The sequence below is a fragment of the Roseateles hydrophilus genome (genome assembly GCF_026712245.1).
Lineage (GTDB): Bacteria > Pseudomonadota > Gammaproteobacteria > Burkholderiales > Burkholderiaceae_C > Pelomonas > Pelomonas hydrophilus.
The window spans coordinates 302574-314629 of sequence record NZ_JAPPUY010000005.1; the positions used below are offsets into that span (position 1 = coordinate 302574).

At 66.6% G+C, this 12056-nt stretch carries 11 protein-coding genes and 1 tRNA gene; 10 read left to right on the forward strand and 2 right to left on the reverse strand.

Annotated elements, in window-relative coordinates; genetic code table 11:
• The 4 genes from NYO99_RS19320 to NYO99_RS19335 all read left to right on the forward strand — a co-directional run bounded on the left by NYO99_RS19320 (position 1) and on the right by NYO99_RS19335 (position 2131).
• Entirely contained in the window at positions 1 to 771 is a 771-nt protein-coding gene (locus tag NYO99_RS19320) for a cytochrome c1 (protein ID WP_268168928.1), read from the forward strand.
• Positions 772 to 909: 138 nt separating this feature from the next.
• Complete coding sequence (locus NYO99_RS19325) at positions 910 to 1527, forward strand: glutathione S-transferase N-terminal domain-containing protein (protein WP_268168929.1); 618 nt, start codon at positions 910 to 912, stop codon at positions 1525 to 1527.
• Positions 1527 to 2030: a ClpXP protease specificity-enhancing factor gene (locus NYO99_RS19330; RefSeq protein ID WP_268168930.1), complete on the forward strand. Its 504-nt coding sequence runs from the start codon at positions 1527 to 1529 to the stop codon at positions 2028 to 2030. Before NYO99_RS19325 ends, NYO99_RS19330 begins: the two co-directional genes overlap by 1 nt.
• A gap of 25 nt (positions 2031 to 2055) precedes the next feature.
• Positions 2056 to 2131 (forward strand) — tRNA-Thr (locus tag NYO99_RS19335).
• A gap of 34 nt (positions 2132 to 2165) precedes the next feature.
• Here NYO99_RS19335 and NYO99_RS19340 read toward each other — a convergent pair.
• Positions 2166 to 2714, reverse strand: coding sequence for a hypothetical protein (locus NYO99_RS19340; protein WP_268168986.1), 549 nt, complete (start codon positions 2712 to 2714; stop codon positions 2166 to 2168).
• Here NYO99_RS19340 and secA point away from each other — a divergent pair.
• The 6 genes from secA (at position 2659) to NYO99_RS19370 (ending at position 10866) form a co-directional block, all read left to right on the forward strand.
• The gene (secA, locus tag NYO99_RS19345; protein WP_268168931.1) at positions 2659 to 5403 is read left to right on the forward strand and encodes a preprotein translocase subunit SecA; all 2745 of its coding nucleotides are present in this window, start codon (positions 2659 to 2661) and stop codon (positions 5401 to 5403) included. The two genes, NYO99_RS19340 and secA, sit on opposite strands and share 56 nt — an antisense overlap.
• A 227-nt stretch (positions 5404 to 5630) precedes the next feature.
• A complete protein-coding gene (locus tag NYO99_RS19350) occupies positions 5631 to 6131 on the forward strand; it encodes a hypothetical protein (RefSeq protein WP_268168932.1) in 501 nt (166 codons plus the stop codon).
• Between the two features lie 29 nt (positions 6132 to 6160).
• Positions 6161 to 6877 (forward strand): PEP-CTERM sorting domain-containing protein, encoded by a 717-nt coding sequence (locus tag NYO99_RS19355; RefSeq protein WP_268168933.1) that lies wholly within the window; start codon positions 6161 to 6163, stop codon positions 6875 to 6877.
• 92 nt (positions 6878 to 6969) lie between these two features.
• Positions 6970 to 8199 carry a bifunctional glutamate N-acetyltransferase/amino-acid acetyltransferase ArgJ gene (gene argJ, locus NYO99_RS19360; protein ID WP_268168934.1) on the forward strand — a complete coding sequence of 410 codons (1230 nt, stop codon included), beginning with the start codon at positions 6970 to 6972 and terminating at the stop codon, positions 8197 to 8199.
• 94 nt (positions 8200 to 8293) lie between these two features.
• Entirely contained in the window at positions 8294 to 10423 is a 2130-nt protein-coding gene (locus tag NYO99_RS19365) for a prolyl oligopeptidase family serine peptidase (protein WP_268168935.1), read from the forward strand.
• Positions 10420 to 10866 (forward strand): GNAT family N-acetyltransferase, encoded by a 447-nt coding sequence (locus NYO99_RS19370; RefSeq protein WP_268168936.1) that lies wholly within the window; start codon positions 10420 to 10422, stop codon positions 10864 to 10866. The genes NYO99_RS19365 and NYO99_RS19370 overlap by 4 nt, the downstream gene beginning before the upstream one ends.
• A gap of 4 nt (positions 10867 to 10870) precedes the next feature.
• Here the strand turns inward: NYO99_RS19370 and NYO99_RS19375 are convergent, their stop codons facing one another.
• Positions 10871 to 11776, reverse strand: a complete 906-nt coding sequence (locus NYO99_RS19375; RefSeq protein WP_268168937.1) for an MBL fold metallo-hydrolase — start codon at positions 11774 to 11776, stop codon at positions 10871 to 10873.
• Positions 11777 to 12056: the final 280 nt, after the last annotated feature.

Here is a 12056-nt window from a genome sequence, read left to right on the forward strand (position 1 = left end):
ATGAAAAAGCTGATCGCCATCCTGCTGATCACCATGGGCTTTGCCGGCGGCGCACAAGCTGCTGGCGGCGGCATCGCCTGGGACAAGTTCCCCAAGGAGAAGATGTCGGACATGGCCGCGCTGCAAAACGGCGCCAAGTTGTTCGTCAACTACTGCCTGAACTGCCATGCGGCCGCCTTCCATCGCTACAACCGCATGCGCGACATCGGTCTGAGCGACGCTGACATCAAGAACAACCTGCTGTTCGCCGCCGACAAGATCGGCGAGACCATGAAGGTCAGCCTGAACCCGCAGGACGCCAAGGACTGGTTCGGCGCCAACCCGCCCGACCTGACCGTCATCGCGCGTTCGCGGGCCGATGGTTCGAAGGGCTCGGGTGCGGACTACCTCTACACCTACATGCGGAACTTCTACCGCGACGACACCAAGGCGACGGGCTGGAACAACCTGGCCTTCCCGAGCGTCGCGATGCCGCACGTGCTGTGGGAACTGCAGGGCCAGCGTGTGGCGAAGTTCGAGGACGCGCCCGATCCGCATGACCCGAGCAAGAAGCTCCACGTGTTTGCGGGCTACGAGCAAGTCACGCCGGGCACGATGACCGAGCGTCAGTACGACGAAGCCGTCGGTGATCTGGTGGCCTACCTGCAATGGATGGGTGAGCCGGCACAATCCCAGCGATTCCAACTGGGTGTCATCGTGCTGATCTTCCTCAGCTTCCTGACCTTGTTCGCCTGGCGACTGAATGCGTCGTACTGGAAGGACGTGAAGTAACTGGCAAGTCCCGGCGCTGCAGCCTTGCGGCGGCGCCGAACCACGCAGTGGGACGCATACAAGGCGGCCCACTGCGTTTGCTTTTTGGCGCAGCACCGCTGCGCGTTTTGATTGACTGACCCCTCGGGAGCCCAAGCCATGATGGTCCTCTACTCTGGAACCACCGACCCCTACTCGCACCGCTGCCGTTTCGTGCTGTTCGAGAAAGGCATGGACTTCGAAATCCGTGACGTTGACCTGTTCGCGAAGCCGGAAGACATCGCTCTGATGAACCCGTACAACGAGGTGCCCATCCTCGTCGAGCGCGACCTCATCCTGTACGAATCGCACATCATCAACGAGTACATCGACGAGCGCTTCCCGCACCCGCAGCTGATGCCCGGCGACCCGGTGGCCCGAGCCCGCGTGCGCCTGTTCCTGCTGAACTTCGAAAAGGAGCTGTTCGCTCACGTGAACGTGCTCGAAGGCCGCGGCATGACAGCCAAGGCGACGGACAAGCAGCTGGAGAAGGCCCGCGCACAGATCCGCGACCGCCTGACCCAGCTCGCCCCGATCTTCCTGAAGAACAAGTACATGCTGGGCGACGACTTCTCGATGCTCGACGTGGCCATCGCCCCGCTGCTGTGGCGCCTGGACTACTACGGCATCGACATGTCCAAGAACGCGCTGCCGCTGCTGAAGTACGCCGAGCGCATCTTCAGCCGCCCGGCCTATATCGAGGCGCTGACGCCGTCCGAGAAGGTGATGCGCCGCTGATGGACCAGACCCCCGCTTCCGGAAGTGTGGGTGGGGGAACTTCCACCCGCCCTTATTTGATCCGCGCACTGCACGACTGGTGCACGGACAACGGCTTCACGCCCTACATCGCGGTGCATGTTGACCGTTCGGTGCAGGTGCCGATGGAGTACGTCTCGAACAACGAGATCGTGCTGAACATCGGCTTCGATGCGACCAGCGGGCTGGACCTCGGCAACGAGTTCATCCAGTTCAAGGCGCGCTTCGGCGGTGTGGCGCGCGAGATCCTTGTGCCGGTGGACCATGTGGTCGCCATCTATGCGCGCGAGAACGGCCAGGGCATGGCCTTCCCCGCACCCGAGGCGCCGGCCGAAGGCGTGCCGCCGCCCGCGGTCGCACCCGCCGAGCCGCGTCGCAGCGGCTTGCGGCTTGCCGCTGAGTCTGCCGATGAGGCGGGTGACGACACGCCGCCGCCTGATGCCCCTGGCGGCGGACCTCGGCCTTCGCTGAAACGGGTGAAGTAAGCGACTAGAATCGCGCGCTGAATGCGCCGGCTTAGCTCAGTTGGTAGAGCAACCGCCTTGTAAGCGGTAGGTCATCAGTTCGAATCCGATAGCCGGCACCAATGAAAGCCCGCTGCACGCCGCAGCGGGCTTTTTCTATTTCTGGACAAGCTTGACCCGGATGCGCCCGGCCATGCCCGCTTGCGCGAGCAGGCTTTCCAGGCGTGGCAGCAGGTGGCGCAACTTGGCCGCTACAGCCGCATTGGCGACGAGCAGGCTCCAGCCGTCCTCGTCCAACGGGCCCGGTTGGATCGCGTTGATCAAGAGGCCGGGCAACGCGGGCGCAATCACGCGCATCCGGCGGCGTGATCCCTCCAGCCGTTCGCCCAACTGTGCCAGCCCGTCGTGGGCGCGCATCACATCGCTCACCGGCTTGGGCGACGGCACGCTGGTGCGAATGATGCGCGGCGGCAGGTACCGGGGCGTGGACATGGCGCCAGTGTATGGGGCCGTGCGGGCCACGAGCGGCTGCGCGTTAAACTGCGCCGTTTTGCGTGGCTCGGCAAGCCTGCCTTGCATTGCCTCGCGCCGCCCCCAGATTCGCGCGTCACCCGGCTCAGGCCGGTTTTCGCCCAGCCCCATCCGCAGCATGTTGCCCAAGCTACTTACCTCGATTTTCGGCAGCCGCAATGAGCGCTTGCTCAAGCAGTACCGCCGCACCGTGCAGCAGATCAACGCGCTGGAGCCGAAGTTCGAGGCGCTGAGCGACGATGACCTGCGGGGCAAGACCGAGGAGTTCAAGCAGCGCATCGCTGCGGGCGAGACGGTCGATGCCATCCTGCCCGAGGCCTTCGCCGTCTGCCGCGAAGGCAGCAAGCGCGCTCTGAAGATGCGCCACTTCGACGTGCAGCTGATCGGCGGCATGGTGCTCAACGCCGGCAAGGTGGCCGAGATGCGCACTGGTGAAGGCAAGACGCTGATGGCCACGCTGCCTGTCTACCTGAACGCGCTCACCGGCAAGGGTGTCCATGTCGTCACGGTGAACGACTACCTCGCGCGCCGCGACGCCGAGTGGATGGGCAAGCTGTACAACTTCCTGGGCCTGTCGGTGGGCATCAACCTGCCGCAGATGCCGCGCGAGCAGAAGCAGGCCGCCTACGCCGCCGATGTCACCTACGGCACCAACAACGAGTACGGCTTCGACTACCTGCGCGACAACATGGTCTACGAGACGGCCGACCGCGTGCAGCGCGGTCTGGCCTACGCCATCGTCGACGAGGTGGACTCCATCCTGATCGACGAGGCGCGCACGCCGCTGATCATCTCGGGCCAGGCCGACGACCACACCGACGTCTACCTGAAGATCAACTCGGTCGTGCCCGGCCTGAAGAAGCAGATCGGCGAGCTGGACCCGCGCACGGGCGAGGGCGTCATCGAGCCGGGTGACTTCACGGTGGACGAGAAGTCGCACCAGATCCATCTGACCGAGGACGGCCACGAGAACGCCGAGCGGCTGCTGGCCCAGGCCGGCCTGATCGCCGAGGGCGCGAGCCTCTACGACGCGGCCAACATCACGCTGATGCATCACCTCAATGCAGCGCTGCGGGCCCACCACGTCTATCACAAGGACCAGAGCTACGTCGTGCAGAACGGCGAGGTCATCATCGTCGACGAGTTCACCGGCCGTCTGATGAGCGGCCGCCGCTGGAGTGACGGCCTGCACCAGGCCGTCGAGGCCAAGGAAGGCGTGCAGATCCAGGCCGAGAACCAGACGCTGGCGTCCATCACCTTCCAGAACTACTTCCGCATGTACGGCAAGCTGTCCGGCATGACGGGCACGGCCGACACCGAGGCCTACGAGTTCCAGGAAATCTACGGCCTGGAAACCGTCGTCATCCCGCCGAACCGCCCGACCATCCGCAAGGACGAGCTGGATCTTGTCTACAAGACCGACAAGGAAAAGTACGCTGCTGTCATCGAGGACATCCGGCGCTGCCACGAGCGCGGCCAGCCGGTGCTGGTGGGCACGACGTCCATCGAGAACTCGGAGCTGATCTCCAAGCTGCTGAACCAGGCCAAGCTGCCGCACAACGTGCTGAACGCCAAGCAGCATGAGAAGGAGGCGCAGATCGTCGCCCAGGCCGGCCGTCCGGGTGTCATCACCATCGCCACGAACATGGCCGGCCGCGGTACCGACATCGTGCTGGGCGGCAACGTCGAAAAGCAGATCCAGTTCATCGAGGCCGACGAGTCCATCGCCGAGGCCGACAAGGCCGCGCGCATCCAGCAACTCAAGGACGAGTGGCAGGGCCTTCACGAGAAGGTCAAGGCCGAGGGCGGGCTGCGCATCATCGCGACCGAGCGCCACGAAAGCCGCCGCATCGACAACCAGCTGCGCGGCCGCGCCGGCCGCCAGGGTGACCCGGGCAGCTCGCGCTTCTACCTGTCGCTGGACGACCAGCTGATGCGCATCTTTGCCGGTGAGCGCGTGCGCGCCATCATGGACCGGCTCAAGATGCCCGAGGGCGAGGCCATCGAGGCCGGCATCGTGACGCGCAGCATCGAAGGCGCGCAGCGCAAGGTCGAGGCCCGCAACTTCGACATCCGCAAGCAGCTGCTGGAGTACGACGACGTGTCGAACGACCAGCGCAAGGTCATCTACCAGCAGCGCAACGACATCCTCGAGGCTGACCAGCTGTTGGCGCAGATCGCGTCGTTGCGGGCGTCCACGCTGACCGACGTGGTGCGCACCTATGTGCCGGCGGAAAGCCTGGAGGAACAGTGGGACCTGCCGGCGCTGGAGCAGGTGCTGCGCGAGGAATGGCAGATCGACGTGTCGCTGGCCGAACTGGTCAAGAAGAGCGACTCCATCACCGACGAGGAGATCGTCGAGGCCGTCGTCAAGGCCGGTGACGCGCTGTTCCAGACCAAGATCGACCGCGTCGGCATCGAGCAGTTCAATCCCTTCATGCGCATGGTGCTGCTGCAGAGCATCGACCAGCGCTGGCGTGAGCACCTGGCCGCGCTGGACTACCTGCGCCAGGGCATCCACCTGCGCGGCTACGCCCAGAAGAACCCCAAGCAGGAATACAAGCGCGAGGCCTTCGAGCTGTTCTCGCAACTGCTGGACGTCGTGAAGATGGAAGTCACGCGCATCCTGCTGAACGTGCGCATCCAGAGTCAGGAGGAGGCCGACCGCGCTGCCGAGGCCATCGAGCAGCGCGCGGCGGGCGTGTCCAACGTGACCTACCAGCACCCCAATGAGGACGGCTCGGTCAGCCAGGAAGTCGACCCGGCCACGCTGCTGGAGCAGTTCGGCCATGTCGGCCGCAACGACCCCTGCCCCTGCGGCAGCGGCAAGAAGTTCAAGGCTTGCCACGGCAAGCTGGCCTGACGCACCGCGCGTGAATTCGTCACGGGCCGGCACTGCCGGCCCGTTTTCCGCCTGGCGCGGGTTCAGGCGGCCCCGCTCACCTGGGGGGGAAACCGTGCGTTTGCGCACAAAGCGGGGTGCCGCCCACACGCATGAGGGGTGCTCGGCCGGGTTGGGGCCCCCTAGAGTGCAGTGCCAGATCACGTCGCTACTCGGGTTTGTCCGGTAGAAGTTCAAGAAAGATCGTCATGAAAGCCTTGTTTGCCGCTGTCGCTCTCAGCCTTGCCTCCGCCGCGTTTGCCGGCACGGTGACGGTGTCCCGCTCGGACTACCTGGATGACACGGGTGATGGCACCTCCTTCGTGGAAACCGGCCTGTCGCTGTTCACGCTGACCGACAGCACCTGGGTGAGCGGCTCGCTGAAGACCACTGCCCTGCAGGGTGTCAAGCCGTCGATCGACATCGACAGCGTCTCGCTGAAGAACCAGACCACCGGTGAAGTGCTGAGCTGGGCGGAACTGGTTGGCGTCAACTGGGCGGCTGCCCGCGTGGGCTTCGAGGAGTGGACCTTTGCCACGCGACAGCTTGATGCTGGCGCATGGACGCTCAACGTGACGGGCACGGCCTTCAGCGACAAGGACGGCCAGGGCTTCTCGGCCACGATGGAACTGCCCGAGCCCGATGCAGGCTGGCTGGCCCTGGTTGCGGTGGGCGGCGCCCTGGCAGCCACGCGCCGTCGCAAGGTTTGATAGACACGCAGCGTCACCTGGAACAGATCATGATTTCTCGCACCATCAAGTTCGCTGCCCTGTTCGCTGCAGCCGCCGTCAGCCACACCGCCATGGCAGCGACCGAGCAGGTCGACGTGGCCTGGAAGGGCAATGCCGCGCTGACTGGCGAGCGCATGAAGGCGTTCGTTGACGGCGCCCAGGTCTACGGCGGGTCGCGCGGCGCGCTGGCCCACGAGCTGGGCTACACGCAACTGGCTGCTGGCACGTCCACCAGCTTCGAAGCCTTCTGCATCGAACCCACGCAACCCAACTCCAAGCTCACGGCCACGTACGAGAAGTCGGTGCTGGGTGGCACCGAGGGCAAGCTGCTCGCGGCGCTGTACACGACCTCGTACAAGACCGGCGCCGGCGCGGCCTGGGATTCCGTGGCGCAGGCCGCGTTCCAGACCGCTGTGTGGGAGCTGACGCAGGAGAAGGCCGTCAACGGGTCGGCGACCTACGGCATCCTCGACGGCAATTTCTCCGTCACCGGTGCCAGCAGCGTGACCACGCTGGCCAGCACCTTCCTGGCCAGCGCACTCAGCTACACCGGCACCAGCACGTACTCGGTCTACAAGCTGACGAACGGTGACTACCAGGATCTGGTGGTTGCCAGCCCGTTCACCTCGCCGGCCGGCGTGGTGCCCGAGCCCGAGTCCTACGCGCTGCTGCTGGCCGGCCTGGGCGTGGTGGCCTGGGTGGCCCGTCGCCGCCAAGCGCGCTGATCAGCCGCTACATCATTGAAAAGGCTCCTTCGGGAGCCTTTTTGCTTTCCTAGAATCCCCGGGTTTCTCTGACCTCCTTCACCGAGCGCGCCATGCCCGTCAATCTCACCGCCCCTGATCCCGCCACCCTGTTGCCCGTGCCGGGCGTGCGCCTTGGCGTGACGATGGCCGGCGTGCGCAAGGCCAACCGACGCGACCTGACCGTCATCGCGCTGGACGAGGGCGCTGCCGTGGCCGGCGTGTTCACGACCAACCGCTTCTGCGCCGCGCCGGTGCAGGTCTGCCGCGAGCACCTGGCCGCGGGTGCCGCCGTGCGCGCGCTCGTCATCAACACCGGCAATGCCAACGCCGGCACCGGCGCCGACGGCTTGGCCCGCGCGCGCCAGACCTGTGAGGCGCTGGCCGGCCTGATCGGCTGCGCGCCGCAGCAGGTGCTGCCGTTCTCCACCGGCGTCATCATGGAGACGCTGCCCGTCGACCGCATCGCCGCCGGCCTGCCCGGTGCGCTGGCCGCGCTGAAGGCCGACAACTGGGGCGAGGCCGCGGCCGGCATCATGACGACGGACACGCTGCCCAAGGCGGCGTCGCGCCGCGTCACGCTTGGCGGCGTGCCGGTCACGCTGACGGGCATCTCCAAGGGCGCCGGCATGATCCGCCCCAACATGGCGACGATGCTGGGCTTCGTCGCGACGGACGCCAACATCGCGCCGGCCCTGCTGCAGCCGCTCGTGAAGGAGGCCGCCGATGCGTCTTTCAACCGCATCACCATCGACGGTGACACCTCCACCAACGACTGCTTCCTGCTGATCGCCAGCCGCAAGGCCCCGCACGGCGAGATCACGTCGCTGGACAGCGCCGACGCGAAGACGCTGCGCGAGGCGCTGATCAGCCTATCGCAGGAGCTGGCCCAGGCCATCGTGCGCGACGGCGAGGGCGCCACCAAGTTCATCGCCATCACGATCGAAGGCGGTCGCGACGAGGCCGAGTGCAAGCTGGCGGCCTACGCCATCGCGCACTCGCCGCTGGTCAAGACGGCCTTCTTCGCCAGCGACCCGAACCTGGGTCGCATCCTGGCCGCCGTCGGCTATGCCGGCATTGGCGACCTGGACCAAAGCCTGATCGACCTAGACCTGGACGACGTTGCCGTCGTGCGCCAGGGCGGCCGCCTGCCCGCGTACCGCGAGGAGGATGGCCAGCGCGTCATGAAGCAGAGCGAGATCACCATCCGCGTGGGCCTGAACCGCGGTACGGCCAGCGCCACCGTGTGGACCTGCGACCTCAGCCACGAGTACGTGACCATCAACGCGGATTACCGCAGCTGACGCTGCCGTGCCGGGTGAAACCCGGCGTGACCATCGGCCAGGGCCTGTGGCGCAGAGACAATCTGCGCCTTCTTGACCCCCAGGACTTCGCACGATGAAGCTCGCCCTGACCGCCGTCACCCTCGCGGCCACGCTCGCCACCTCGGCCCATGCCCAGTCGCTGACCTACCCGGTCACGCGCAAGGTCGACCAGATCGACGTTCATCACGGCACATCGGTCGCCGACCCCTACCGCTGGCTGGAAGACGACAACAGCGCCGAGACCAAGGCCTGGGTCGTCGAGCAGAACAAGGTCACGGACAAGTTTCTCGACGCCATGCCGCAGCGCCTGCCGGCGCGCCGCATCTACACCGAGCTCTACAACTTCGAGCGCTTCGGCATCCCGTTTCGCGAGGGCGGCCGCTACTTCTGGAGCCGCAACGACGGCCTGCAGCAGCAGAACGTCATCTACACGGCCAAGTCGTTGAAGGACGCGCCCACCGTGGCGCTGGACCCCAACCTGCTGTCCAAGGACGGTACGGTGGCGCTGTCCGGCCTGGTGCCGTCGCGCGACGGCAAGCTGATCGCCTACGGCATCGCCGGTGCCGGCTCCGATTGGCAGACCTGGAAGGTACGCGACCTCGCCACCGGCCAGGACCTGGACGACAAGATCGAGTGGGTCAAGTTCAGCAGCGCGGCCTGGACGGCCGACGGCCGTGGCTTCTTCTACTCGCGTTACGACGCGCCCAAGGACGGCGACAAGCTCAAGGGCGCCAACTACTTCCAGAAGCTGTACTACCACCGCCTGGGCACGCCGCAGAGCGAGGACGTGCTGGTCGCCGAGAACCGTGACGACAAGGAATGGGGCTTCGGCGCCGAGGTGTCCGACGACGGCCAGCTGCTGCTGATCAGCGTCTGGAAGAGCGCCGGCAGCAAGAACGGCCTGATGGTGCTGCCGCTGCCCAAGGGCAGTTTTGCCGGCGGCAAGCCGCAGGCCATCACGGTGGACTTCGACGCCATGTACAGCCCGGTCGCTGCGCAGGGCGGCAAGCTCGTCGTGCGCACCGACAAGGGCGCGCCGCGCGGCAAGCTCATCAGCATCGACCTCAAGAACCCCGCGCCCGCGCACTGGAAGACGCTGGTGGACCAGGGGCCTGACGCGATGACGCAGGCCTCTGCCGTGGGTGGCCGCTACCTGCTGAGCTACCTGCAGGATGCCGCCACGCTGGTGCGCGTGCATGGCGCCGACGGCAAGCGCCTGAGCGAAGTCCAGCTGCCCGGCGTGGGCACGGCCGGCGGCTTCGGCGGCCGCTGGAGCGACACCGAGACCTTCTTCAGCTACACCAGCCTGACCACGCCGGCCGAGATCCATCGCTACGACGTCAAGACCGGCAAGATCGAACTGTTCAAGAAGCCCAAGACGGCCTTCAACACCGACGAGTTCGAGACCCGCCGCGAGTTCGTCACCAGCAAGGACGGCACGCGCTTCCCCATCTTCATCGCCGCCAAGAAGGGCCTGAAGCTGGACGGCAGCAACCCGACGCTGCTGTACGGCTATGGCGGCTTCAACATCTCCATGACGCCGGCCTACGGCGTCACGGCGGCCAGTTGGCTGAAGATGGGCGGCGTCTACGTCATCGCGTCCATCCGCGGCGGTGGCGAGTACGGCTCGGCCTGGCACGAGGCCGGCACCAAGCTGAACAAGCAGAACGTGTTCGACGACTTCATCGCCGCCGGCGAATGGCTGGTCAAGAACAAGGTGGCCAGCCCCGCCACGCTGGCTATCAACGGTGGCTCCAACGGCGGCCTGCTGGTGGGCGCGGTCGTCAACCAGCGGCCGGAGTTGTTCGCGGCTGCGGTGCCGCAGGTGGGGGTGCTGGACATGCTGCGCTACCAGCACTTCACCATCGGCTGGGCCTGGGCCACGGACTACGGCACCAGCAAGGACAGCCCGGAGATGTTCAAGGCGCTGTACGCCTACTCGCCGCTGCACAACATCAAGAGCGGCGCGACCTACCCGGCCGTCATGGTGACCACGGGCGACCACGACGACCGCGTCGTGCCGGCGCACAGCTTCAAGTACACCGCCGCGCTGCAGGCCGCCGACACCGGCCCTGCGCCCAAGCTGATCCGCATCGAGGTCAATGCAGGCCACGGCGCCGGCAAGCCGACCTCCAAGATCATCGAGGAACGCAGCGACATGCTGGCCTTCATCGCCAACACGATGAAGCTTGAGGTGAAGTGAGCACGACGGTCGCGATCCGCGACCTGGGCGTCGACGATGTCGACGCCCTTCTGGCGCTGTACCAGCACCTGAACGCCGGCGACGCGCCGCCCTCGCCGGAGGCAGTGCGCCGTGTGTGCGCGCATCCGGGGCTGCGCCACTTCGGGTTGTTCAGCGGGGCGCAGCTCATCGCGAGCTGCAACCTCGCCGTCATCCCCAACCTGACGCGCGGCGGCCGTTCCTATGGCGTCATCGAGAACGTCGTGACGCACGCCGACCACCGCGGCCAGGGCCACGGCCAGGGCGTCATCCGGCATGCCATCGCCCAGGCCTGGGCGATGGACGCCTACAAGGTGGTGCTGACCACCAGCCGCCAGGACCCGGCCGTGTGGGCCTTCTACGAGCGCTGCGGCTTCGATGCCAGCGACAAGCGCGCCTTCGTCATCCGCCGGCCGGCGGCCTGACGCTTCACCACTTCATCTCGCCCTTGTTGACCTTGGCGCCGATGTCCAGCGCAATGCCGAGGCCTGCGTCCGGGTAGGCCTGCTGCAGCGTGCCGATCAGCGCGGCGGCGTTGGCGGCCTTGGGCAGTTCGGTCTCGAAGCGGGTGAGGTAGTCCTGCGTCCAGCGGATCTGCGTGGCATCCTGCGGCGCGCCGGCGCGGCTATGGCCGGGGATGACGCGCAGCGGCTGCAGTGCGGCCATGGCCGACAGCTTGTCGCGCCAGGCGGCGCGCTCCTGCGCCGTCTGCGTGTCGGCCGTCCACACATGCAGGCCCGCAAACACGTTGACGCCACCGGCGATGGTGCGCAGCGATGGGATCCAGACGTAGCTGCGGTGCGCCAGCGCGTCGTCCAGCCCGCGGATCTCCAGCGTCTCGCCCTCCAGCTTGATGGTGGGTTCGGTCAGCGCCTCGGGCAGCGGCACGGCCTGCGGCGCGTTGGTGCCTAGGCGCGGGCCCCAGACCTGCAGCTTGGTCGGCAGCGTCGCGGCGATCTTCTTGACCGTGGGCGCGGTGGCGACGACGCGGGCCTGCGGGAAGAAGGCCTTCAGCACGCCAATGCCGAAGTAGAAGTCCGGGTCGGCCTGGCTGATGTAGATGGTGGTCAGCGTCTTCTTGCTGTCCAGCACCAGGGCGGCGATGCGCAGCGCGTCGGCGCGCGTGAAGCCGGTGTCCAGCAGCACGGCGTCGGTCTTGCCGGACACGAGCACCGCGTTGACGTGGAAGCTGCCGGCATCGGCGTTGTAGACCTGCAGCGCCAGCGGCGCGGCTGCCGTGGCCGGGGTGGCGGCTTGGGCGCTGGCGTCGGTGACGCCCAGCGTGAGCGCGGCCAGCGGCAGGGCGAAGCGGCGCAGGGTCTTGAGGGGGTTCATGGCGGTCCTTGAAGAAGTGGAGGGAATGCCATGCACTCTATTTGCGCTGATTGAATGAATAAACGCCGCTAGAGTCGATGCTTTGTCAACTGGATCGAGCAAATGTCCTAGAAGCGGTAGTCGACCGCTTGCTACTGATCGAAAGTCTCAATGCATCAAGACCTTGCTCACGGCGCCACGTCCGCCACGTCGGTCAGCAGCGCTGCAGGCCCGCGGGCCCGCCGCTTCGGGCCGCTGGCTGCGTTGCTCCTTCTCGTGGGCATGAGCCCACGTCGTCGTC

Bases quoted from the DNA above. Each gene is read 5' to 3' on its own strand.
- NYO99_RS19325 (WP_268168929.1), top strand. From the start codon at position 910: ATGATGGTCCTCTACTCTGGAACCACCGACCCCTACTCGCACCGCTGC.
- NYO99_RS19355 (WP_268168933.1), top strand. From the start codon at position 6,161: ATGATTTCTCGCACCATCAAGTTCGCTGCCCTGTTCGCTGCAGCCGCC.
- secA (WP_268168931.1), top strand. From the start codon at position 2,659: ATGTTGCCCAAGCTACTTACCTCGATTTTCGGCAGCCGCAATGAGCGC.
- argJ (WP_268168934.1), top strand. From the start codon at position 6,970: ATGCCCGTCAATCTCACCGCCCCTGATCCCGCCACCCTGTTGCCCGTG.
- NYO99_RS19350 (WP_268168932.1), top strand. From the start codon at position 5,631: ATGAAAGCCTTGTTTGCCGCTGTCGCTCTCAGCCTTGCCTCCGCCGCG.
- NYO99_RS19320 (WP_268168928.1), top strand. From the start codon at position 1: ATGAAAAAGCTGATCGCCATCCTGCTGATCACCATGGGCTTTGCCGGC.
- NYO99_RS19330 (WP_268168930.1), top strand. From the start codon at position 1,527: ATGGACCAGACCCCCGCTTCCGGAAGTGTGGGTGGGGGAACTTCCACC.
- NYO99_RS19375 (WP_268168937.1), bottom strand. From the start codon at position 11,776: ATGAACCCCCTCAAGACCCTGCGCCGCTTCGCCCTGCCGCTGGCCGCG.
- NYO99_RS19365 (WP_268168935.1), top strand. From the start codon at position 8,294: ATGAAGCTCGCCCTGACCGCCGTCACCCTCGCGGCCACGCTCGCCACC.